At 71.3% G+C, this 23,896-nt stretch carries 18 protein-coding genes; 9 read left to right on the top strand and 9 right to left on the bottom strand.

Translation table 11 applies throughout. From position 1 onward, the window contains the following. Window positions 1-10: 10 nt before the first annotated feature. Entirely contained in the window at window positions 11-2,836 is a 2,826-nt protein-coding gene (locus CUC05_RS02420; protein WP_170127893.1) for an AfsR/SARP family transcriptional regulator, read from the bottom strand. Between the two features lie 148 nt (window positions 2,837-2,984). Here CUC05_RS02420 and CUC05_RS02415 point away from each other — a divergent pair, with 148 nt between their 5' ends. Continuing rightward, entirely contained in the window at window positions 2,985-3,788 is an 804-nt protein-coding gene (locus CUC05_RS02415) for a DUF4386 domain-containing protein (RefSeq protein WP_108664491.1), read from the top strand. Between the two features lie 72 nt (window positions 3,789-3,860). On the opposite strand, the gene CUC05_RS02410 is transcribed toward CUC05_RS02415, so the two are convergent. Both CUC05_RS02410 and merB read right to left on the bottom strand, forming a co-directional pair. Further along, on the bottom strand, window positions 3,861-5,219 hold the full coding sequence (locus CUC05_RS02410; RefSeq protein ID WP_108664490.1) for a dihydrolipoyl dehydrogenase family protein: 1,359 nt from the start codon (window positions 5,217-5,219) through the stop codon (window positions 3,861-3,863). 110 nt (window positions 5,220-5,329) lie between these two features. Further along, the gene (gene merB / locus CUC05_RS24410; protein ID WP_157965126.1) at window positions 5,330-6,310 is read right to left on the bottom strand and encodes an organomercurial lyase; all 981 of its coding nucleotides are present in this window, start codon (window positions 6,308-6,310) and stop codon (window positions 5,330-5,332) included. A 97-nt stretch (window positions 6,311-6,407) separates the two neighbouring features. Between merB and CUC05_RS02400 the strand changes: the two genes are divergently transcribed. Then, the gene (locus tag CUC05_RS02400) at window positions 6,408-6,800 is read left to right on the top strand and encodes a heavy metal-responsive transcriptional regulator (protein ID WP_108664489.1); all 393 of its coding nucleotides are present in this window, start codon (window positions 6,408-6,410) and stop codon (window positions 6,798-6,800) included. Between the two features lie 77 nt (window positions 6,801-6,877). Further along, window positions 6,878-7,633: an N-acetyltransferase gene (locus tag CUC05_RS02395; protein ID WP_157965125.1), complete on the top strand. Its 756-nt coding sequence runs from the start codon at window positions 6,878-6,880 to the stop codon at window positions 7,631-7,633. A gap of 125 nt (window positions 7,634-7,758) precedes the next feature. Here CUC05_RS02395 and CUC05_RS02390 read toward each other — a convergent pair whose 3' ends face one another. The 5 genes from CUC05_RS02390 to CUC05_RS02370 all read right to left on the bottom strand — a co-directional run bounded on the left by CUC05_RS02390 (window position 7,759) and on the right by CUC05_RS02370 (window position 12,559). Further along, complete coding sequence (locus tag CUC05_RS02390; protein ID WP_157965124.1) at window positions 7,759-9,360, bottom strand: HNH endonuclease signature motif containing protein; 1,602 nt, start codon at window positions 9,358-9,360, stop codon at window positions 7,759-7,761. A gap of 214 nt (window positions 9,361-9,574) precedes the next feature. Continuing rightward, a complete protein-coding gene (locus CUC05_RS02385) occupies window positions 9,575-10,018 on the bottom strand; it encodes an SRPBCC family protein (protein ID WP_108664486.1) in 444 nt (147 codons plus the stop codon). Between the two features lie 108 nt (window positions 10,019-10,126). Then, complete coding sequence (locus tag CUC05_RS02380; RefSeq protein WP_108664610.1) at window positions 10,127-10,465, bottom strand: ArsR/SmtB family transcription factor; 339 nt, start codon at window positions 10,463-10,465, stop codon at window positions 10,127-10,129. An 8-nt stretch (window positions 10,466-10,473) separates the two neighbouring features. Further along, window positions 10,474-10,935, bottom strand: a complete 462-nt coding sequence (locus tag CUC05_RS02375) for an SRPBCC domain-containing protein (protein ID WP_108664609.1) — start codon at window positions 10,933-10,935, stop codon at window positions 10,474-10,476. Window positions 10,936-11,053: 118 nt separating this feature from the next. Further along, a complete protein-coding gene (locus tag CUC05_RS02370; RefSeq protein WP_108664485.1) occupies window positions 11,054-12,559 on the bottom strand; it encodes an LVIVD repeat-containing protein in 1,506 nt (501 codons plus the stop codon). A gap of 125 nt (window positions 12,560-12,684) precedes the next feature. Here CUC05_RS02370 and CUC05_RS02365 point away from each other — a divergent pair, with 125 nt between their 5' ends. Together CUC05_RS02365 and CUC05_RS02360 are read left to right on the top strand one after the other, a co-directional pair. Next, window positions 12,685-13,317: a trimeric intracellular cation channel family protein gene (locus tag CUC05_RS02365; protein WP_108664484.1), complete on the top strand. Its 633-nt coding sequence runs from the start codon at window positions 12,685-12,687 to the stop codon at window positions 13,315-13,317. 19 nt (window positions 13,318-13,336) lie between these two features. Next, window positions 13,337-13,921, top strand: a complete 585-nt coding sequence (locus CUC05_RS02360; RefSeq protein ID WP_108664483.1) for a GNAT family N-acetyltransferase — start codon at window positions 13,337-13,339, stop codon at window positions 13,919-13,921. Between the two features lie 78 nt (window positions 13,922-13,999). Here CUC05_RS02360 and CUC05_RS02355 read toward each other — a convergent pair whose 3' ends face one another. Further along, window positions 14,000-17,239: a M14 family zinc carboxypeptidase gene (locus CUC05_RS02355; RefSeq protein ID WP_157965123.1), complete on the bottom strand. Its 3,240-nt coding sequence runs from the start codon at window positions 17,237-17,239 to the stop codon at window positions 14,000-14,002. Between the two features lie 207 nt (window positions 17,240-17,446). Here CUC05_RS02355 and CUC05_RS02350 point away from each other — a divergent pair, with 207 nt between their 5' ends. The 4 genes from CUC05_RS02350 to kynA all read left to right on the top strand — a co-directional run bounded on the left by CUC05_RS02350 (window position 17,447) and on the right by kynA (window position 23,702). Next, the gene (locus CUC05_RS02350) at window positions 17,447-19,666 is read left to right on the top strand and encodes a M14 family metallopeptidase (RefSeq protein ID WP_108664481.1); all 2,220 of its coding nucleotides are present in this window, start codon (window positions 17,447-17,449) and stop codon (window positions 19,664-19,666) included. Window positions 19,667-20,008: 342 nt separating this feature from the next. Continuing rightward, complete coding sequence (locus tag CUC05_RS24405) at window positions 20,009-20,359, top strand: hypothetical protein (RefSeq protein WP_108664480.1); 351 nt, start codon at window positions 20,009-20,011, stop codon at window positions 20,357-20,359. A gap of 101 nt (window positions 20,360-20,460) precedes the next feature. Beyond that, a complete protein-coding gene (locus tag CUC05_RS02340) occupies window positions 20,461-22,767 on the top strand; it encodes a M14 family metallopeptidase (protein ID WP_108664479.1) in 2,307 nt (768 codons plus the stop codon). 89 nt (window positions 22,768-22,856) lie between these two features. Beyond that, window positions 22,857-23,702: a tryptophan 2,3-dioxygenase gene (kynA, locus tag CUC05_RS02335; protein ID WP_108664478.1), complete on the top strand. Its 846-nt coding sequence runs from the start codon at window positions 22,857-22,859 to the stop codon at window positions 23,700-23,702. Window positions 23,703-23,896 lie beyond the last annotated feature (194 nt).

Here is a 23,896-nt window from a genome sequence, read left to right as displayed (position 1 = left end):
TCCGCAGCGGTCACGTCTGCAGTGCGGCGAGAGCGGTTCGCATCTGTCGCAGCGCGGCCACCCCGTCACCGTCGTGCGGCCCGACCTCGCCGATGACGGCAGCTTCGTCGGCGACCAGGGCGGCCCGGGCCATCTCACCGAACTCCCCGGTGGTGCCGAGGTAGGCCAGGGCGGGGGCGGCGTCGTCGACCCGGCCGAGCCCCACCATCACCTTGACGAAGGTCACGGCGACGAGGCGTGCCACGTCCACCGTCCCCATGGCCAGTACGTCGTCGACGTGCTCGAGCAGGAGGCGTCGGGCCCGGTCGTGCTCACCACCGGCGAACACGGCCTCGACCTCGGCAGGGCGGGCGGCCGCGTAGGTACCCGGCGGGATCGCCACGTCGGCCGCGGCGAGGAAGGCCGTCCGCGCAGCCTCGAGATCACCCTGCAGCTGGAGGGTGTAGCCGAGGAAGCCCAGCGCGAAGTAGTGGAACGTCGGCGGCCCCGCCGTCGCGTAGCGGTCCACCCAGCCCCGGAAGCGCTCCACCGCCTCCTCCAACCGTCCGGTCGTCATCAGGCCCGACCCGATCGCGGTCATCTCCATGTGGTCAGCCGCATGGTCGTGGCCGTGCGCCCGCAGCCACGCGATCGCCTCCCGCCCGACAGCCAGGATCGCCACACCGTCCTCGTACAGGTACCACCGACAGACCTGGACGAGCGGGTGATCGGCGTGGCCGTACCGCTCCACGAGCGCCTCGAACCCGGCCCGGTTCCCCGACTGCATGTGGCGGTGCAGCGCCCACAGCAGCCAGAACAGCACGGTGTCTCCGTCGGCCGCGCCGGTCCCGAGCATTCGCTCGGCCCACACGCCGAGCTCACCCCGCCGACGCGTGCTCACCTCGGTGACGACCGGCCGCAGGAGCGCGTCCGCAAGGGCGACGTCACGCCTGCCGACCGCCCGCTCCACGGCTGCTCGCAGGTTCGGCCAGAGCAGGTCGAGGCGACGCACGCCGTCGGCCTCCCGCGGGCCGGTCAGCAGCACGCCGATCGCGGCCGTCTCGCCGCGGACCCAGCCGGCGTGCCGCGTCTCCACCGCGGCGGTCGCCCCTGCCTCTGCCAATCGCGTGGCGGCGAACTGTCGCAACGTCTCGAGCAGGCGGAAACGCCGTCCCCCGGCCCCACCGACCGACGTGACCATCGAGCGCTCGACGAGGTCGCCCAGCACCCGGTCGACGTCGATCGCGTCCAACCCGTCCCCGGCCCCGACCACCTCGGCAGCCTCGAGGTCGAAGGAGCCGGAGAAGACCGACAACCTGGCGAACAGCTGCTGCTCGTCCGGACCGAGCAGGTCGTGCGACCAGGCGACGGCACCCTCCAGGGTCGCCTGCCGAGCCGAGCCTGCGCTGCGGTCGGCCAGCAGCCGGAACCGGTCCCCCAGCCGCTCGAGCAGCTGGGTCGGCGTCAGGCTCCGGGTTCGGGCCGCCGCGAGCTCGATCGCGAGGGGCACGCCGTCCAGCTGTCGGCACAGCTCCTCCACGACCTCCCGCTCCGGTCGGAGGTCGAGCCCCGGCATCACCGCACTGGCACGCCGGAGGAACAGCTCGGCACCCTCGTCGGCGGGGTCGAGCGGCTCGACCGGATGCAGGTGCTCGCGCACGGCCCCCAGCCGCTCGCGTGAGGTGGCCAGCAGGCGGGTGGTCGATGGTCCCGCTCCGAACGCGCCGACCAGCGTCGCGACCGCCGGCAGCACGTGCTCGCAGTTGTCCAGCACGAGCAGCGTGGGCTGCGCAGCGGTGGCCGCGACGATGGCCCGGCGCAGGTCCCCGTCGGGCGGCTCCGCCACCCCGAGCACCTCCGCGACGGCGTCCACGACGCCGACCCCGTCCGTGACCTCGTCCAGCTCGGCCAGGACGACCCGGCCGCCCGACCGTTCGTGCCAGGCGCGGGCGACCGTGACGGCCAGGCTCGTCTTGCCGATCCCGCCGGGGCCGAGGAGCGTGACCAGCGACGCGGTGCGCAGCGCCGCCAGCACCACCGCGACGTCGGCATCCCGGCCGACGAGGTCCGGCACGGCGGGCAGCGCCACCGGCCGGGGAAGCGGGTTGTCGGGATCCACCCGGCGGGGCAATGCGGGCGTGGGGCCGACCTCGCCGGCGAGGATCCGACCCTCGAGTGCCTGCAGCCGCTCGCCGGGATCGATCCCGAGCTCGTCCACCAGGTGACGGCGGGCCCGCTGGACGGCTGCCAGGGCGTCGGCCTGCCGGTCGGTCCGGGCGAGCGCGAGCACGAGCGAGGCCCACAGTCCCTCGCGGAACGGATGGGCGCTCACGAGCTCGGTCAGGCGGGCGACGGCCGCACCGGGGTCATCGTCGACGAGCCGGGCAAGCCGCTGCTCGGTGGCGTCCAGCCAGCGTTCCACCAGCCCGTCGACGGCGGGCTGCAGGCCGGCCGGGTCGAGCCCGGCCAGCGGCGGGCCTGCCCACAGCGCCAGCGCCCCCTCGACGTCGCCGTCGTCGACGAGGCGCCCGAAGCGGGTGGTGTCGACGGTGATGCTGCGCTCCAGACGGTAGGCGGTGCCGACCGTGCTGATCGCCGCTGCCCCGAGTGCCTTGCGGAGGCGGGACACGTAACCCTGCAGGATCTTGGGCGCGGTGCCGGGCGGGTCATCGCCCCAGACGCAGTCGATCAGCCGCGTGACCGGCACCGGTTCGCCGTGGCGGAGCGCCAGGGCCGCCAGCACCAACCGGCACTTGGGAGGACCGAGGTCGAGGGGGGTCCCGCCCTCCTCGTGGGCCCGCACACCGCCCAGCAGCGCCACCTCGACCACCTGCGCCACCTCGTGTTCCCTCGACATCGTGTCCCGGCAGTCTTCCACGCCGGCGAGGCGTGGACCGCCGTGCACCGGTCGTGCACCCGACCTGCACCGGCTCCCGGCACGGTGCCGGCAGTCACCCAGACCGCCGCGGCCGGGCTTCCCCGGCCACCCGACGAGGAGTCCTGCCATGACCACAGCCACCACCACCGACGTCCGGGCCGTCGACCTCCGACCTGCCGACGATGGCACCGTGCCCCCGACACGAACCCGGCGGCTGGCCGGTCTCGCCGGGCTGCTCTACCTCGTGGTGCTGGTGACCGGCGCCCCACCGGAGCTGCTGGTGCGGGTTCCGATCGCCGCCGAGGAGGGTGCCGCCGCGATCAGCGCCGCCATTCGCGACGGCGAGACCCTGTTCCGGCTCGCCGCCTTCAGCGACCTCGTCAACATCGTGGCGTTCCTCGGCGTGGCGCTGGTCCTGTACGGCCTGCTGCGGCGGGTCCACGCCGGCGCGGCCCGGGCGATGCTGGCGTTCAACGCCGTCTCCGTCGCCGTCATGGCGCTGAACACCGTCAACCACCTCGGCGCCTGGTGGTTCGCCACCCAGGAGGGCGCCCGCGCCGCGGTCGGCGCAACCACCGCCGACGGCCTGGCCATGTCCTTCCTCGAGCTGCACGGCGTCGGGTTCTCCATCGCGGAGGTCTTCTTCGGCCTCTGGCTGTTCCCCCTCGGCTGGATGCTGTGGCGGACCCGAGCCGTGCCGCGTCCCCTCGCCGGCCTGCTGATGGTCGGGACCGTCGGCTACCTCGCCAACGTCACCGCGACGTTCCTCTCCCCGGACCTCTCCCACGGCCTGACCCAGCTGTTCACCACCCCCTCAGCGATCGCCGAGACCGCGTTCCTCCTCTGGCTGCTGGTCAAGGGCCTGGCGCTGCCGACCGACGACCGTCCCCGGGCCAACTCGCCCCGCGACGACGCCCCGGCCGTCGTGTGACCGCGGCGTCTCCACGACCCCCCGGTTCCGCGAACCGGGGGCGTGCTCCGGAGCGGCGAGGACCCCCTCCGCTCAGAGCATCGACCCGATGTCGAACGCCACCGTCGGGTAGACCGGGGTCATCGACTTGAGCTGCCGAGTGGTCAACCCCTGGCTGATCGCGAGGGCGAAGACGGCGGTGATCTCGCCGTACTCGGGACCCAGCAGATGGGCGCCGACGACCGTGTCGGTCTCGGTGTCGATCAGGACCTTCGCGGCGGAGTGCGTCTCACCAATCCGGTAGCTGGAGTACCAGCCGCTGGTGTCCGACATGCGCACGGCGAGGCGGTCGCCGTAGCGCTCGCGGGCGCCGGCCTCGGCCATGCCGACGCGGGTCAGCTCGGGGATGGTGAACACACCGGTCGCCACGGCGTCGTAGTCCGGCACGGCCGTGGTGCCCTTGAGCATGTTGGACGCGGCGACCTTGCCCTCGAACACGGCAACGGGCGTCAGCGGCAGACCGGGCGTGTCCGCGGCATCCCCGGTCGCCCAGACCCTCGGGTTGGTGGGGCTCTGAAGGTGGGGGTGCACCTTGACGCCATCCGGACCGTATGCCACACCGGCTGCCTCCAGTCCGAGGCGGTCCAGTGCAGGCACACGACCGGCACCGTGCACGACCATGTCGACCTCGACCCGGTCGACACCACCCCCGGCGTCCAGCTCGACCACGAATCCGCCGTCGTCCGGCTCGACGGACCGGACGCTGGTCCGGGTCCGCACGGTGATGCCGACGTCGCGGCTGCGCTCGACCAGCATGTCGACAAGATCCGGGTCGAACCCCTTCAGGGGCCGTTCACCGCGGTCGACCACCGTCACCGCGGAACCAGCACGCACAGCGATGTGGGCGAACTCCATCGACACGAACCCGCCGCCGACGAACAGCAGCCGTTCGGGCAGCGCGTCGAGGTGGAGGAAGTCGGTGCTGTCGACGAGGTGTTCCGACCCGGGGATGTCCAGCGGACGCGGCGTGGCGCCGGTGGCGACCAGGAACCGCTCGCCGACGACGGCCCGCCCATCGATCTCGAGCACATCTGGTCCGGTGAAGGTGGCGGTGCCGTGGAGCGTCTCCACGTCGTTGCGGCGCAGGCCGCGCTCCATGTTGTCCGGCACGGGGTCGGTGAACCCCCGCCGGTGTCCCATCAGGTCGGCCCAGTCGATGGCCAGTCCACCGGGACTGATGCCCTTGCCTTCCATCAGGCGGGCGGCATCGACGACCTCGGCGGCCCGGCGCAGGATCTTCTTGGGGTCGCACCCCCGCAGGGCGCACGTGCCGCCGTAGGGCAGCTCGTCCACGATCGCGACCCGCCAGCCGGCGGCCCCGCACTTGTTGGCCGCGTTGACGCCGGCCATGCCCGCGCCGACCACGATCAGGTCGTAGGTGTCGTCTGCCATCGCTCCTCCGGTCGCGCGTGGTTGGTCCTCGAGCTGGCCCCGAGCCGGATCGGACGGCCGCCCACCCCGTCGTGCCCCACCATCAGGGCGGCTACACACCGTCAGGGCGGCTAAACGTCGGGGTTCGCGAATGACGGGAGCAACGCGTCGCCGTAGCGCTCCGATGTCCATCGACGCCCCACGTCGAACGCCTCCTGGACCGACAGCGCGAACAGCTCCCGGTCACGATCGTCCATCCAGGCGTCAGCGGCGGTGACGTCGGTGAAGAACAGGACCTCGTGGCAGAACGTCGTCAGGATGTCGGGCCCCCACGGCTCGAGGGGTGCGAGGAAGCTGACCAGGGTTGCGGCCGGGGTCACGTCGCGAACGCCGTCGGGGCCGGCGGTGAGGGTGATCGGCTGGCCCGAGTGCCCGTCGGCGGCGGTGATGTCGAGGGTGCGGCCGAGCAGGGCCGGCAGGAACAACGTGTCCCACGCACACCAGGCGTATCCCACCGGTTCCCCGGTGTCGTGGTCGACCAAGGCGTAGCGGGGATCGAGCGGACCCAGCGCGAGCCCCCAGAACCCGACGATGGCGCCGTTGGCGTCGCGGAACACCCCGGGCCAGTCCGTGAAGTGGCCAACGATGGTGTCCTCGGCCAGTCCGGTGACCTCGGCGATCGCCCTGTGGGTGACCGGTCCGCCCTCGGCGAGCAGCCGGTAGGTGGCGAGGGCCGTCCGGCGTTGGTCGGCGTCGAGGCGCCCACCGGCGACCCGGAGGGCGTCCACGAGGGCGTCGGCCGACCCCTCGAGCCGCTCCTGTCGATCCTCGATGACGGCCGTCAGCTGCTCCACCGTGGGCGACCCGGCCGGCCCGTCGGGCGTCTGGTAGATCCGGCACGCCAGCCCGAACGGTTCACCTGCCGCGAACGGGTCGTCGCCGTCGATGAGGATGGTCGGCGAGCCGCGGAACCCCGCCTCCTCCGCTTCTTCGGGCGTGGTGATCAGCCGGCGCTCGATCCGAAGGCCAAGGGTCCCGGCGACCTGTTCGAGGCGTTCGTCAGCCGTCGCCCAGCTCGGGCAGTCGTCGAAGTAGAGCAGCTCGATCCACATGTTCTGTGGCCTCCTGTTGGTGGTGACGCCTTGTCCGCTGGAGCCTCGCGGCCTACCGTAAACCTTCCAGTCGGATGGAAGGTCAAGGGATCGAGTGATGAAGATCGGCGAGCTCGCATCGCGTACCGACGTCCCGACCAGGACGATTCGCTTCTGGGAGGGCGAGGGCCTCCTGTCGGCGCCGGCGCGAACCGCCTCGGGCTACCGGGACTACGACGACCACGCCGCCGACCGCATCGCCTTCATCCGGCAGTCCCAGACCGCCGGGCTGACCCTCGCCCAGATCCGTCAGATCCTCGACGTGGCCGACGACGGCACGCCGCCGTGTGCCCACGTGACCGACGCGGTCGCCGAACGCCTCGCGGAGGTCGACGCCCGGATCGCCGAGCTCCGGGCGACCCGCCGTCACCTGCAGTCCCTCGCCGACCGCGCCGCCGCGCAGGACCCTGCCGCGTGCGAGGGCTACTGCTCGATCATCCAACCGGGATGAGCTCGCCGCCGGGGGTCGACGACGTCCACGGGACACCCCCGAGCGGCGAGGCACCCGGCAGCCGTAGCATGCCGTCGATGATCACTTCTCCCCCGCTTCCACCGGGACTGGTCGCCCACCGGCTGGCGGATCGCCTCGACTTGGTCGACGAGGTGCACCGCCTGGGTGCGGAGGTGTGGCCCGAGTTCATGCGCCACTCCGCGGGTGGCGGCGAGTACTACGGGCACCTCCACGACACCTTCGCCGACTGCGCCATCGTCGTCACCGACGGCGGCGGGCAGGTCGTGGCACGCGTGCTCTGGATCCCGTTCCCCTTCGACGGCTGGTTGGCCGACGAGGGGTGGGACTGGGTGATCGAACGCGGTATCGCGGCCCGCCGCAACGGCACCGCCTGCAGCGCGGCGTCGGCCCTGGAGATCGGCATCCACCCGAACCTCCGGGGAGGGGGCCTCAGCGGGATCCTCCTCGGCCACATGCGAGCTGCCGTGGCCGCCGACGGGCATCACAGCCTCTTCGCGCCGGTGCGGCCCAACGCCAAGCACACCCACCCGCACGACGACATGGCCACCTACCTGCGCCGCCTGCGTCCCGACGGGTTGCCCGGCGACCCGTGGCTGCGCGTGCACGTCCGAGCGGGCGGCCAGGTCGTCGCGCCGTGCAACCGGTCGATGACGATCGGCGGCACGGTGCAGGAGTGGGCCGAGTGGACCGAGGCCGACCTGGCTGCACCCGGCAACCACGAGGTCCCGCTGGCCCTCGCCCCGGTCACCTCCGACGGCATCAGGGCGGTCTACATCGAACCCAACGTGTGGGTCCGCCACCCGCTGGGCTAGCTGCGTCGCTCGACGGCGACGACGGGTCCGGGGCAGCTCGCCCCGACGTCCACCCGCCCTCTGGGCCGCTGAGACCGTGTGGTTGCCCTCCGGCGACCTCAGCCTGGTGCGACGCCCGGAACTCCCTACCGGTTCAGCAATCCGGGTGTTTCCGCGGAAACGTCGGGCCCGGTGCCGGCGCGGTCGTGGGTGGCCGAGGCGAGGACCAGCGCATCGATGATGTGGTCCATCCGCGCCGGGTCGCCCTCCCACATGCCCAGCCCACGACCGGCCGCCAGCGTCCCGATCGATCCGGGAAGCCGGGGCGGCTCGATCAGGTGCCCGTCGGCCGTGGTGAAGGCCCACGACCGATCCGCCACCGACCGGCCGATCCCGATCCCCAGCCGATGCACGCTGGTGTGGTGGAACCGACACAACCGCACCAGGTTGTCCAGATCGGTCCTCCCCCCGGCCGCCCAGTGGATGATGTGATGCACATCGGTCCAGCGGCTGTTGGGACACCCCGGGAACCGACACCCCGGATCACGCTGGTGCACCAGCCGACGAAGCCACCCGGGAATCGTCCGCCGACGCCGGCCGACACCCACCGGCTGCCCGTCACCGTGCCCTGCCGTCACCATCCCGACCAGGACCGCGTCACACGCCAACCGGGACAGCACCGACCCCGCCAGCACCGGCCCGTCCTCGACCTGCCCCAGCCCATGATCGACCCCGCTGCCCACGACGGTGTCGAACGGGCCAACGACATCCACGCGGTCCCCGTCACCCGGCCGCGTCCCACCATCCGACTGCATCCCATCGCCCGGCTGTGCCCTGTCGGTCGGCTGTGCCCTGTCGGTCGGCTGTGCCCTGTCGGTCGGCTGTGCCCTGTCGGTCGGCTGTGCCCTGTCGGTCGGCTGCGCCTGCACAGCCACCCCGTCCTGCCCGGCCGCCCGAGCAAGCGACTCGGCGCTGGTGGACACCACCACCTGCCAGATATCAGCCGACGACGGCCCCGACGACGACTCGTTGGCCAGGAATGACTCGCAGATCACCCGCAACGCCTCGATCCGACGGTCCTCCCCCTCACCCGCCGCACCCCTGTCAGCGAACAGCTGCGTCGACGCCTTCGCCAACGCCCGAGCCACCACCACCCCCACATCGGTCGGCAACGACGCCGCCACGTCCATCATCCCGTCATCGGTGAGGAACACGTCGAACCGCTGCGTGGCCCGCTGCCGCACCTCGGCATCGGGTTCACTCGCCGCCCGCACCTGCCGCCACGTCCGACAGATCCGCTCCATCTGCGCCGCCGTCGCGTACAGCCCGAACCCCAGCAACGTCTCCTCCGTCGCCGGCGTCGCCACACGGGTGATCGCCCGCACCTTGGAGTACGACAACCGGCCCTCCCCGAACGCCCCCGCCAACCGCGGCAGCTCCCGCAACGCCCGCGCCACCCGCACCCGCTCACGCGCCGCCGGCATCGCGATCCCCAGCTTCCAGTTCAACCAATGCGCACACGTCCGCGTCCGCCCGTCAGCCCACCCACCCAGCTCGTCGAACTCCCCCACCAACGCCACGAACCGCGCCTCACCCGCCGACAACGTTGAGAACAACCCCGTCAGCTCCTCCACCAACCCCTCCACCCGAGCCTCGTACGCAGCCACCTCCTCGCTCACCCCCGCCACCAGCTCGGCCCGCACCGACCCCGCCACCACCACCGCCCCACCAACAGCTGCCTGACCCATCACAACCACCCCTTGCCGCTGATTCGATCGACCTTCACAGGCCATCCAACAGGAAGGGTGTGACATCGAAATCCAGGCCCCCGGAGCGTCGTCGAGACGAGTGCGGCAACGACCCGGGCGACCGTCTGCTGGGCGTCAGCCTGTTTCCGCGGAAACACCCGCGCCGACGAATGGCTGGTTCCGAGGCGGAACCAGCCATCCGGGGCGGGACCGGTCAGTCCGGGTACGCGATGTGGACGTCGTGGGGCGACGGCGAACCCTTCCCCGTCTCCAGCAGCGACTTCAGGCTCAGCAGGAACGTGGCCCACTTCGTGCTGCAGTGGTGCATGAACTCCACCGGCTCGGCCCAGCCGCGATGGGCGAACAGCACGGTCGTCCAGCCGTCGTCGCGACGGAGCCGCCATTCGACGGTCGTCCCGATCCATTCGGGCGGCCCGTCGACGACCTCCCACGTCACCTCCTCGCCCGGCTGGGACGACAGGACCTTCATGTCGAACCCGCCGGGTGGGAAGCGGAAGGCGATCGTGCCACCGGGTGTGGGATCGCCGGTGGTGTCGGTCGTCCACCACCCGGCCAGGCCGTCGATCGTGGTGAGGGCCTCGTGGACGGCCTCCGGAGCGGTGTCGGCGATGCCGACGCGGTGCAGGATGTCAACCATTGCGTTGTTCCTCTCGTGTCTGTGGGCATGCGGCGGCTGACCCATCCGAACAGGCAGTCGCCGAGGGGTGCCGGGACCCAGTCCCGGCAGGTCTGGACGAGGGCTGGGTCAGCCGTCCCCGCGCTGCTCGATCGCCTCGGCGATCCGCGTGATGCGCTGCAGCCGGGCGTCCCACGCGTCCCCGACCTCGGTGAGCTGGGCGGCGGCCCGGGCCAGCTGGACGTCGTCCAGCCGGTAGCGCTTCTCGCGACCCTGCTGGTACCCCTCGACCAGGTCGGCCCGGTCCAGCACGGTCAGGTGCTTGGCCACCGCCTGCCGGGTGACGGGCAGCTGCTGGCTGAGCGAGGTGGCCGTCCCCTCGCCCTCGGCCAGCAGCAGGTCGATGATGCGCCGCCGCGTGGGATCGCCGATCGCCAGCCAGAGGTCGTCGTCGACGGCCCCGTCCACGACGGCGGTCACGGCGCGACCCCGATCGACGTGGCGCGGGCGACCAGGCGAGGCAGGAAGTGGTCCCACGCGCTGGCGTGGTCGGCGTGTTCGGCCGCGACCCGGGCGTCGTCCCAGCCCTGCTCCCGGAAGCCGGTCTCGACCATGCGCAGTCGCGTGCCGGTCCCGGCGGGGGTGATCGTGAAGGTGACCAGGAGGGAGTTGCCCTCGGTGGCTGGCGCTCCCGCCGGGTGGGTCCAGCGGAAGGAGAACAGCTCCGGCGGCCTGGCGTCGACGACGGTGATCGACACGACCGACCCACCGTCCGACGGGTCGCCGAAGACGATCTCGCCGGCCCCACCGGGGACGGGTTCGTACCGAGCCTCGTCGGGCCACCACTCCCGGACGTGCGCCGGGCTGCTGACCACCTCGTAGACCGTGGCCGGCGAGGCGTCGACGTGGATCTCCCGCTCGATGCTCGCGAACTCCATCATGCCCTCCGTATCGTGCAACCTGTAGTTGCACGACACGGTACGCGTGTCCGACTCAACACGCAACCACTAGTTGCATGTGGTCGACGCCGGGGCCGACGGAGGGCGGACCCGCTGGTCAGTCGGTGACGGCCAGGCGGCAGTAGGTCCGCCACTGCTGGGCCAGCTCGAAGGTCTCGCCGGCGGCGCCGGAGGTGACGATCCAGCTGTTGGCCAGGTCGGCTGTGGACGGGCGGGCCTCGGCGTCGCGATCGAACACGAGGATGTCGAGACCGCGGACGCCGTCGACTGTGTAGACGATGTCGTCGGTGACCCAGTAGCTGGAGGCCGAGATGCCGTTGACGGACTGGAAGTAGCCGACCTCCTCGATCGTGCCGGTCTCGGCACCGACCTTGAAGAACCGGGTGCCGTGCTCGTACCACGCCGCCGCCACGTACAGGTCGTCGGTCACGTCGAACCAGTGCGCCGAGCAGCCGGCCCACTGCGCCGCCGGGGCTCCGTTGTCGACGTAGGTGCCGTTGAAGGGGGCGAAGTACTCCAGCTGCTGCACGTCCTGGCCCTGGTCGAAGTTGGCGATGGACCAGGTGGAGAGGCCACCGTTGGACCCGCTGCAGCGCGGGTTGATGTTGGACTCCGACGTGCCGATCATCAGCTCGCCGGGACGCATGACGGGACGGTCGTCGACCAGGCTCGTGGAGCGGTCGTCGATGGTCGCCACGGTCTGCGTGACGATGGCGTCGGCGGGGTCGCCGGCGTCGCGGGCCGCCCACTGATCGGCGAGGGTCCGCATGTTGTTGTGGCTGACGTTGCCGGCGTCCCTCTCTGCGGCAGCGCCCTGCGCGAGCGGGATCGGGTTGGCGGGGCTGGCGTTGGGGTGCCAGTCGGGCGACACCGCGAGCACGACACGGGGCTTGGAGTCGGCGATCACGAGGCCCGAGGCGTCCCGGTTGAGGGCGTGCCGGCCACCGACCGCGGTGCCGTTCAGGCCGACGTTCCACTTCTTCTCGAGGACCGTGATGACGCCGTCGTCGGCGTTGGTCAGGTCGTAGATGTTGCCGGTGGACGAGCCGTAGGCGTACATGCACTCCACGTCGGGGCACATCACCGTGTGCTCGCTGGTCCCGAGTCCGGTACCCCGGCCGGCGACCAGGTTGTTGGTCGTGGCGATCAGGTTCGGGTCGGTCGGGTCGGAGAAGTCGATGACGTGGACGCCGGTGGTGGCGTAGTTGGGCAGGAACGGCAGGAAGCCGTCGGCCGCCAGCACCCCGCGGGTGCCGTCCTCGGAGACGACGAAGTTCTCGCCCTGGGAGGAGGCGAACTCCAGCACGCCGACCGGGATCGGCGTCAGGGGGTCGGCGATGTCGTACACCGTCACCCCGCGACCACCGTTGAGGTAGAAGTACGTCCCGCCGTTCTCGTGGTGCACCACGCGGCCGCCGACACCGGCGTAGTCCACCGGGACGTTGCCGTGCCAGGCGACGTTGTCGCTCTTGATCAGCCACGGCACCTCCGTCGGCACGTCGGCCGGCAACAGCGGCAACGCGCCCGCCGGGACGGTGACGGCCAGCAGCCCGAGGGTCAGGCACAGGGCAGCGAAGGCGTGGACGCGTACAGCGGCAGTCATGTGGTTCGTGGCTCCGGAGGTGGGACGAGGTGTCGCTGTGACGGGGTTCGACGTCGGGTGCCCACATTCCTGCCGTCCCGCCCGAACCCGACCGCGACAGCGCCGCCGGCAAGTAGCGTTCCGGCATGACGTTTGCCGGGCTGGATCCGATGGTCGAACGCGTCCTGGACCTGGCCGGGGTGCTCGTCTTCGCGCTGTCGGGCGCCCAGCTGGGCGCGCAGAAGCGCTTCGACACCGTCGGCATCGCGGCGCTCGCCACGGCCACCGCGCTCGGGGGCGGCATGACCCGCGACGTCCTCCTCGGCGACACGCCACCCGCCGCGCTACGGGATCAGATGTTCCTGATCGTGCCGCTGGTCGCGACGGCCATGGTGCTGGTCGGCCACCGGGCGGTCGAACGCATCAGCCGACCGGTGCTCGTGTTCGACGCGATGGGCCTGGGGCTGTTCTGCGTGGTCGGCACGGCCAAGGCCCTCGACCACGGGCTCGGCGCGGTCCCGGCCGTGCTGCTCGGCGTGATCACCGCGGTGGGTGGCGGCGTGATCCGCGACACCCTGGCACGGGACGTCCCGTGGGTGTTCCGGCCCGACAGCACCCTGTACGCGATCCCCGCCACGCTCGGGGCGGTCGCCGTCGTCGTGCTGTGGCCCAACGACGCTCTCAACGCCACGTCGGCCGCGGTCGTGGTCGCTGCCGTCTTCGGCATCCGGGTCCTGTCGGCCCGGTTCGGGTGGAAGGCTCCGACGGCCCGGGGCTGAGCGGGCGCATCATGGCGGCATGGACGATCCGCTCGTGGCCGTGTCGTGGCCCTGCCGCACCGAACGGCTGTCGATCAGGCGAGCCACCGCCGAGGACGTCGAGGCCACATGGGCGTTCCGACGGATCGACGAGGTCAGCCAGTGGCTGACCCGGGCCCCCACGACGATCGAGGCGTACCGCGACGCCTTCCTCGACCCCGACCGCCTGGTCGCAACCCTGGTCATCGAGCTCGACGGTCGGGTGATCGGTGACCTGATGCTGCGGGTGGAGGACGCGTGGGCGCAGGCCGAGGTTGCCGACCGGGCCGTCGGCGTGCAGGCGGAGCTCGGCTGGGCGCTGCATCCCGACCACGCCGGCCACGGCTACGCCACCGAGGCCATTCGCGAGATGATCCGGATCTGCATCGTCGACCTCGGCCTGCGCCGGGTCACGGCCAGCTGCTTCGCCGCCAACACCGCGTCGTGGCGGCTGATGGAGCGAGTCGGCATGCGGCGCGAGGCCCACACCGTCAAGGAGTCCCTCCATCGGTCCGGCGAGTGGCTCGACGGGATGGACTACGCCCTGCTGCGCGAGGAATGGACGCCGACCGCAGAGGAGGGGTGACGGCGGCTCCCCGGCTGCTCACGACGACGCCCCGCCGACCGAGGTCGACGGGGCGTCGGGATGTCCGGAGCGGCCGGCCTAGCTGGTGCAGCCGGTCTCGCCGAGGGCGGTCTGGATGCCGCTCAGCACGTTGGCCGACAGGGCCGCCGTGCCGCCGTAGAGGTACACCGTCTCGGCGCTGTCCAGGCCGCAGAGGTAGGCCTCGACGCCCTGGTTCAGCGCGTCGGTCTGGCTCAGCAGCATGGGGCCACCGAGCGCACCGATGTGGGCGCCACCCGACAGGGCGTCGGGGAACGCGTCACCGCGGGCCACACCGGCCACCGTCGGCTGGTCGAACAGGCGCTCGGCCACCGCCACCGACGTGGCGTGACGGTCGGCACCGGCCACCGACTCGAGGTCCGGGTAGGCCGCCGCTGCAGGGCCACCGACGGCGATGGCCTCGGCCGGGTCGTGCTCGTCCAGGTAGGCGGTGGTGGCCGGGTGGGGCTCACCGCTGCCGGTCAGCAGCACGGCACCGTCGTTGGCGCCGGCTGCAGCGCTTGCGGCCAGGGCATCGGGGAACGTCCCGCCGGTGGCGACCAGGACCAGGTCGGGGTTGCCGAGCGCGTCGGCGATCTCCACCGCCGTCTCGTGGCGCCCGACGCCGGAGATGCGGACCGTCTCGTAGCCGGCCGCCTGGAGCTCCGACTCGATGGACGGGTCCAGGGCGGCCTCGCCACCGAGCAGGTACACCGTCGACCCCTCGGCCAGGACGCGGTCGATCTCGTCGGCGACGATGTCCAGCAGGCTGTCGGGGTTGGTGATGAGCAGCGGACCGTTGACGTTCACGGCCAGGGGGCCGCCGGCCAGGGCGTCGGCGAACCCGGAGGGCTCGTCACCGCGTGCCAGGACCACCGCGTCCGCGGAGTCGTCCGCCGCGAACCGGTCCTGGGACACGTCGATGGCGGTGGTGAAGCGGCTGTCGCCCGACAGGCGGACGACCGATGGGCCGGTGACGACACCGTCACCGCAGACGTCACCCAGGTCCGCGGACTCGCCACGGTCCACCGCGACGTCACCGCTGGCCACGACCGCACCGTCGATGGTGCACGTGACGGTCCACAGCTCTTCGGTCCGCGGCGAGAACAGCAGGGCGTCCTCGCTGGTGGCCTCCTCCGGCACGGTGCCGATGGTGATGTCCATCGTCCAGTCACCGGCGGCGGCGAAGTTGTTGACCCGCACCACCCACTGGCCGGCCTGGATGCCGGACGGGCTGATGGCCTCGACCGTCTCGTCGGTGTCCTCGTTGCCCGAGGAGTCCACGACGATGGCCTCCGGGTTGATCAGCTCGATGTCGTAGTCGTTGGGCGCCTCGGCGGTGACGTGGACGATGAGGGCGTCGACGTCCTCGGGGACGTCGATCGGCACGTCCTCGCTGCCGACCTGGGGGCCGGGGGTGTTGCCGGTCCGCTGCTCCTCGCTGACGACCGTGACCTCGGGAGCGACGACCTCGCCCTCCGGGAGGTACGGACGGGAGTCCACGAACGGACGGGTGGAGGGGTTGACGTGGTAGGTGAACTCGCCGGTCTCGTCGACGGTCATCGTGGTGGTCACGGTGTCCTCGAACGGGGTGCCGTCCCACAGCGGGAAGGTGCCGGTCCGGCTGACGCCGATCTGGGCGCCCTCGGGCGCCGTGCCCTCGAGGACCGCGTGCGTCCGGCTGTCGGCGGCGTTCTCCAGCGCCAGCCAGTACGCCTCGCGGAGGCCCCCACCGACGGAGTCCGCAGCGACCTTGTCACCGCAGTTGCGACCGACGGCGGTGGTCAACGAGGACATGTTGTCCAGGGTCACGGCCTGCGCGGCGGCAGCGGTGCCCGTGTACTCCGCCACGTACTCCTCGTACGGCGGGTGGAACTGGTCGGGACCGATCTCGAAGGTGTAGCCGTACCCGCCGGTGGCGTTGTAGCTGTAGTCCTCCGTCGTGCCGGTGGTGTCGTAGAGCTCCCAGCCGAACTGGTTGGAGTAGCCGGTCTGGGCGGTCATGCGCTCACCCAGGGCCTGCATGCCGTTGTCCATGCCGTCGGCCTGCGTGAAGCACTCGTCGGGCGCGAAGCCGACCGGCAGGCCGTCGGGCCCGATGGTGGACGGGTCGACCCCGACGGGCCGCAGCAGGAGGTTGCTGAACGTGTGGTTGGAGATCAGCGTGGTGACCTGCCGGGTGGAGATCAGGGTGCGGATCGCCTGGGTCTCCGGTTCGGAGAACGGTTCCGGCCCGCGGTAGATCGGGCTGGCCGTGTTCGGGAAGCCCTCGGCGCCGGGGCCGCCCCACAGGGCGCCGTAGTTGCGGTTCAGGTCGATCCCGATGCCGTAACCACCGGGCGAGGACACGAGCACGCAGCTGCCGGCCGGCTGGGTCTGGCCGTCGACGTAGCGGCAGTTCTTGCGCTTGTAGGCGTTGCCGGGCGTGGCCAGGATGGTCACGGTGCCGCCGCCCTCGATGCCGTTGAGGTCGATCAGGTCACCGGAGGTGCGGGAGGCGTCATAGCCGTCGGGGTTGGAGACGGGGACGATGATGACACGGGCCCGGTTCAGCAGGTCCACGGCACGTGCGTCGCCTGCGTTGAAGCCGTTGACCAGGTCGTGGGCGAACTCCATCGGCGCCTCCGCCGACGGCCACTCGCGGGCGTGGTGCGCACCGAACATCAGCAGGACCGGGCGGCCGTCCTCGGGTTCGTTGACGTCGACACCGATCTCGACCCCGGTCAGGTCGCGGCCCTCGACGGACTCCCCGACGGAGATGCGCTTGACCAGGTCGGGGTTGTCGGCCGCAAGCTGGTCGATCTCGTTGCCGTAGTCGGCAAGGACCCGGTAGGTGGTGCGGCCGCTGGGCAGGGGGCTCTCGTCGGTCTGCTGGTAGTACTCGGCGTCGGCCAGGATGCGGTCGCGTTCCTGCGTGATCAGGTCGGGGGTGACCACGGTGAAGGACAGGCCGAGGTCCTCGATGACCTGCTCGTGCGAGGGGTCGGTCAGGACGACCTCGATGAAGTCGTCACCGGCGTGCTCGGTCACGTCCAGCCCGGACTTGACGAGGCGGCTGCGGTCCGCGCGGGTGGGCACCTCGACCTGGACCAGGCGCGGCGCGTAGGACAGCCCGGCCTCGGCGGCGTTGGCGGGCAGCAGGGCCAGCAGCTCGTCGGGCAGCTGGGCGGCGGTGACGATGTCCTCGAGGAGCCCACGCTCCGCGGAGGACTCCTCGGTCGCCGCCGGTGGGGCCTGCAGCAGGAGGAGTGGGAGCAGGAGAACTCCCAGCACGAGCATGGTGACGCGAGATGAGTGCACGGATGGTCCTTCACGGGGGTATACGGCGAAGCAATGAGCGTACGACCTCCGACTACGCCCAGACACATGGGGCCCTTACGGCGCCGACGGGGCAGGAACCCGGCGTCGGGAGGAATCCACTCCGCCGACGGCGAACTGAGCAGGGATCGAGCCCCGCGCCGCCGCAGGACATCCACGGCCGCGCACTCACCCCCGGAAGAGGATCCCATGTCGTTCCGCCCCCGTTCCACCGTCGTGGCGCTGCTGGCCGTCGCCGCGCTCGGACTGTCGTTGGTGCCTGCCGGTGCCCTGCCGCTGGTCACCACCACCGAGCAGGCCTTCGCGCCGCAGCTCGTCACCGTCGATGCCCCCACCCGCGCCCACCGCAACGCCATCGCCGACCTCGGCCTGGACGTCACCGAACACGCGGGCCACGACTACGTCGAGGTCGTCCTGCACTCCGCCGCCGACGAGGCGCTGCTGGCCGCCAACGGCTTCACCTGGGACGTCCGCATCGGCGACCTGATCGCCCGCGAGATGGAGCGCATCGAGCTCGACGCCGCGTTCGCCGCCGCCAACCCGGTGACCGACCTGCCGTCGGGCCGCAACGCCTACCGCGTGCTGGCCGACTTCGGCAACGAGATCGACCAGCTGGCGGCCGACAACCCCGACCTCGCCAAGCGCATCACCATCGGCACCTCCGTGGAGGGCCGGGACCTGACCGGCATCGAGATCGGCGTCGACGTCAACGAACCCGAGGACGGCCGCCCGGTCTTCCTGATGTTCGGTGCACACCACGCCCGCGAGTGGCCGTCGGCCGAGCTCCCAATGGAGTTCGCCCACGACCTCATCGACGCCTTCACCGACAGCACCCACCCCGACCACGCCCGTGTGGTCGACCTGCTGACCCGCGGACGCGCGATCATCGTCCCCGTCTCCAACCCCGACGGCTACGACGCCTCCCGCACCTCCGGCGCGGTGGACCTCAACACCGTCGTTCCCCAGAGCCTCTACAACCCGGTCACGATCCTCGGCACGCCCGGCAACGCCTACAAGCGCAAGAACTGCCGCTACGTCGACGGCCAGTCCCAGCCCGCCGGTACCTGTGTCCTCGCCGCCTCTCCCGGTGGCCTCGGCATCGGCGTCGACCTGAACCGCAACTACGGTGGCCTCTGGGGCGGCCCCGGCGCCTCCGGTGAGTCCACGTCGGCCACCTACCGCGGGCCGGCCCCGTTCTCCGAGCCGGAGACCCAGGCGATCCGCAACCTGATCTCCACCCGGCAGGTCACCACGCTGATCTCCAACCACACGTTCTCCAACCTGATCCTGCGGCCGGTCGGCGTGAACCCCGCGACGGTCGGCCCCGACGGCAGCCCCATCGGCTTCGCCCCCGACGAGTGCTTCACGGCCGCCGACGGCCACGACCACGGCATGCAGGCCCTCGGTGAGCGGATGGCCGCCCAGAACGGCTACTCCAACCAGTTCGGCTGGGAGCTCTACGACACGACCGGCACGACGGAGGACTACAGCTACAACGCCACCGGTGGGTACGGCTACACCTTCGAGATCGGCGCCCACGAGTTCCACCCGCCCTACGAGGAGGTCATCGCCGAGTACCTGGGCACGACCTCCCACGCCACGAACGTCGACGGCGACAACGCCGCCGAGCTGACCACGGCCGCCGGCGACGCCTGCGAGGGCGCCGCCCCGACCCACACCGACGAGACCGTCGGCGGCGGCAACCGCGAGGCCTACCTGATCGCCTTCGAGAACGCCGTGAACAGCGCGACCCACGCCGTCCTGACCGGGACCGCCCCCGCGGGCGCCGAGATCACCGTCAGCCGGACCGGCACCTTCCCGCTGTGGGACGGCACCCCGTTCGAGGACACCGTGACCACCTCGATGACCGTCGACGAGACCGGCGAGTTCACCTACCACGTCAACCCCTCGACCCGTCCGTTCGTGGACTCCCGCAAGGCCTCCCAGCTCGGCGAACCCGTCGCCGAGCTGCAGGCCACCGGCACCGCGCCGCCGCTGCGCAGCTCGACCCAGACGCTGGTCATCGACACCCCGGTCGACCTGATCCGCGCCACCGTCAGCACCTCGTTCCCCGTCGACGGCCAGGCCGTTCGGTACAACGAGATGCACCTTCAGCTGCTGGGCCCCAACGGCCAGCCGCTGGCCTCTGCGACCGAGTTCGGTCCGACCAACTCCCTGCTGTACAGCGACCCCGAGGGCAAGAAGCTGCCGGCCGGGACCTACACGCTGCGGGTCAGCAACTCCCTGGCGGTGACCTCGCAGTACGACCTCGAGGCCTACGCCCAGGACGTCGTGGCGCCCGTCACCACCCGCACCCCCGAGATGTGGACCGTCTCCTGCGATGGCGTCGAGGTCACCCGGGTCCTGGTCGACCGTGGCGAGACCGTTGACCTGAACACGGTCTGCTGACTTCCGTTCACGACGCGTGACGACGGCCCCGCCACCCGGTGGGGTCGTCGTCGTTTTCTCGACCGATACGGCAGGAACACGGCCGGGGAACGGCGAACTCCCGGGGCACACGTCCCGATCGACCACACGTCCCCATCGACCACAGTTCCTCTCGAAAGGTTCCCACGTGCGTACCCTCGTGTCCCTCGCCGCCGTCGCCATGCTGCTGACCGCCATCCCGGCCGGCGCCGACCCATCCCGCCCGCCCCGGTCTCCCAGCCCTGCACCCAGGACCAGGTCGAGGCCGCTGACTACGTCCTGACGACCGACGGCCTGACGGAGGTCGTCCCGACCCCGACGGCGATGTCGCCCTACCCGCTGGGCCTCGGCGGCGAGCCCGACCCGCTCGGCTTCCAGGAGGCCGCGACCGACGTCTACACGATCCTGCTGGACGTCAACCCCGACCACGTCGCCGCCACCCCCACCGTGTCCCTGATGTGGGAGCACACCGGTGACATCGACATGGACATCCACAAGAACGGCCAGGTCGTCGGCGAGTCCCACAGCTTCAACCCGCAGGACGGCAACGGCGAGAACGCCTCCGCCGGCAAGGTGAAGCACTGCGAGACCTTCGAGGTCCACATCCGCAACTACATCTCCACCCCCGGCGACATCACCATGGACGTCACCCTGAGCAGCCTCAGGACCAGCTAGTCCACGACGTCTGATGCCCGCCCCGACCACCTCGGGGCGGGCATCGCTGTTTCCGTGACCGGAGCAGGAGACCGTCGGGTCGACGACGAATCCCCGCCGGGATGAACCGCACCCTGCTGCTGTCCCTGCTCACCGCCCTCCTCGTCCCGGTCCTGGCCCTCTCGGCCACCGCCGGTACCGTCGACGGCACCCGCAACCCGCTGGAGGCCACCGAGGAACGCCAGCCGAGGACGTTCCACGTGGACGGCCGGGCGGCGCTGGACGCGATCACCGACGCCGGCCACGACGTCACCCACGACGTGGAGCGGACGCCCACCGGGTTCGAGGCCGAGATCATCGCCGCCGACGCCGACCTGCCCGAGCTCGCGACGCTCGGTGCGGTGCCACTGCCCGACGACACGCGGTTCTCGTGGGACCGCGAGGCGGTCGCCATGCGCGAGGCGGCAACGGACTTCCCCCGTCGCAGCGGCTTGGGTCAGGCGATGGTCCTCGACAGCGTGGCCATCGGTCGGGTCGACTACTTCACCACCAAGGGGCAGGGGTTCCTGTCGGTGGAGGCCAAGTCGTCGCTGGAGGACGCCAGCGCCGCGCTGCTGCTGACCTGGGACGACGGCACCGGCGCCCCCGCAGGGGCCCAGGTCATGACGGCGTTCACCGACTCGGGCGAGTACATGTACCACCGCGTCGTCACCACGGTGGAGGTCGAGCCGAGCACCGTCACGGTCCTCAGCGCCCTCGGCGGCACCGCGTCGGCCCCGGCCGTGGGCTGGCTGGAGGACGACATCGACAGCCCCATGGACGACCCCGACTACCGGACCGGGTTCATCGACGGCTACATGGACCCGACGGAGCTGTACGACCGGATCGACGCGCTCGCCGCGGCACATCCCGATGTGGCGGAGATCGTGCACCTGCCCAACGCGACCAACGGCTACCAGCGTCGGGCACAGGCCACCATCGGGTCGGGCAGCGCCGCGGTCGTCGTCAGCTCCGTCGCCTGGGGACACGAGGGCGGCAACGGCATCACCGTCTCCATCGAGGGCGACGGCCCCTCCCCCGCCGCCGTGACCGTCGACGGCACCGACATCACCGTCCACGCCTCGGCCACCGCGACCGCCGCAGAGGTCATCGACGCGCTCAACGACGGAGCCGGCGACCTGGTCGAGGCGCATGCCTACCGCACCTCCGGGGACGGCGGCACCGTCACGCCGACAGCCGGCCCGGTCGGCCTGACCGACGACCTGTCGGCCCCGATCGACCCCGGCCCCTTCGACGTCCGGGCGATCCGCATCGGCCGCCACCGCGACGGCAGCAAGCCCGGCGTGCTGATCATCGCCCAGGACCACGCCCGCGAGTGGGTGCCGCCGCTGGTCGCCCTCGAGGCCGTCGAGCGCCTGCTGGCCAACCGCGACACCGATCCGACGAGCGCCGACATCATCGAGAACGTCGACATCTGGGTGATCCCGTCCAACAACCCCGATGGCAGCCACTACTCGATGTACGACTACGACCTGCAGCGCAAGAACATGACCAACCACTGCGACCCCACCCGCAGCGACCCCGGCTACCGCGACAGCTGGGGTGTTGACCTCAACCGCGGCTACTCCGTGGCCAGCCGCCACGATGGCTTCGCGGGCGCCTCGGGCACCTGCACGGCCAGCACCTTCTCCGGGCACGACGAGCTCAGCGAGCCGGAGGCCCGCAACGTCGTGGAGCTCGTCGAGGCCAACGACAACATCCGGTTCTTCATGACCATCCACTCAAACGGTGGGCAGCTGTTCTGGCAGCCGGGCGCCTACATCGCCGAGGGTCGGCTGACCCCGACCAGGCCGCCGCTGGGCGACGAGACGTACTACTGGTCGATGGCCCGACGCATCCTCTCCCAGGTCAAGGCCTACCAGGACACGGTGGTGCGTCCCGACAAGGTGGGTGGATCCTCCGACGTCCTGTACTCCTCCGCGGGCAACGTCCGCGAGGAGCTCTACGTCAACCACGGCGTCTACGCCTTCGGCTGGGAGGTCGGTGGGGCCGTCTGGGACACCACGACCCGGACCTGGTCGTCCGGCTCGTTCCAGCCGTCGTGGGCGCAGGCCCGCGGGGAGTACATGGAGTACGCCAGCGGCGTGACCGAGATGTGGCGGATCGCCGCCGACCACGGCCGGGACACCACCGCCCCCGTGGTCACCCTCGAGGGCGACGGCGACGGCTGGACGTTCACCACCTCCGAGCCGACCCACGTGTACTACACGACCGATGGGTCGACGCCGACCGAGCAGTCGACCGCGTGGATGGCCTCGGGCATCCGTGAGCGCGGCGAGACGCTGGACTTCCCGGCGGGCACCACGGTCCGGTGGCTGGCGGTGGACCCCGCCGGCAACGCCGCGGAAGGACAGCAGCTGATCGGCTGACCCAGCGACCGGCCGCCCTGTCGGGGTTGGCCGGGTGGTGGGCCGGCCTGGCGACAGGCCGGCGCCGTCGCGGCGTAGCCTTCGCCTCGATGAGCGACGCACCGAAGGCCTACGACCCGTCCACCGAGGGCGCCCGCATGCGCTTCGAGGGGCGGATGAGCTACATCGACTACCTGCACCTCGACGAGGTCCTGCACGCCCAGGCGCCGCTGTCCGACGCCCATGACGAGCTGCTGTTCATCATCCAGCACCAGACCAGCGAGCTGTGGATGAAGCTGGCGATCCACGAGATCGTCGCGGCCCGCGAGGCGATCAAGGACGGCCGCATGCGGCCCAGCTTCAAGATGTTGACCCGCGTCGCGCGGATCTTCGAGCAGCTCAACGGGGCCTGGGACGTCCTGCGCACGATGACGCCCAGCGAGTACACGACCTTCCGTGAGGACCTCGGCGAGTCGTCGGGCTTCCAGAGCTGGCAGTACCGCGCCATCGAGTTCCTCGTCGGCAACAAGAACGCGGCGATGCTGCAGCCCCACAGCCACGTCCCCGAGGTCGTCGAGCTGCTGCAGGTCCACCTGGAAACCCCCAGCCTCTACGACGAGGTGCTGATCCTGCTGGCCGACCACGGCGTCGACATCCACCCGTCGGTGCTCGACCGCGACTGGACGCAGCCCTACCAGCCGCACGAGTCGGTGCGGGCCGCGTGGGAGACGATCTACCGCGACCCCGAGGCCCACTGGTCGGCCTACGAGCTGGCCGAGAAGCTGGTCGACCTCGAGGACTACTTCCGGCGCTGGCGCTTCAACCACGTGACCACCGTCGAGCGGATCATCGGGTCCAAGCGGGGCACCGGCGGCACCTCGGGCACCGGCTACCTGCGCCGCATGCTCGACGTGGTGCTGTTCCCCGAGCTGTGGGACGTCCGCACCAGCCTCTGACCGGGCCGGAAATCCAGCAGGGCGCCATCCTCCAGGAGGGCGGCATCTTCCAGGAGGGCGGCATCCTCCAGGAGGGCGGCATCCTCCAGAAGGCGGCATCCTCCAGAAGGCGGCATCCTCCAGGAGGAAAAGGGCACCTCGGTGGCGAATCACACGGCGACACCCGTCCCGTCCAGAGTTCGAGGATCCACGCC

The sequence above is a fragment of the Euzebya rosea genome (assembly GCF_003073135.1).
GTDB classification, from domain to species: Bacteria; Actinomycetota; Nitriliruptoria; order Euzebyales; family Euzebyaceae; genus Euzebya; species Euzebya rosea.
The sequence above is the reverse complement of the archived record's forward strand: the minus strand, read 5'-3'. Positions and strand labels throughout refer to the sequence as shown.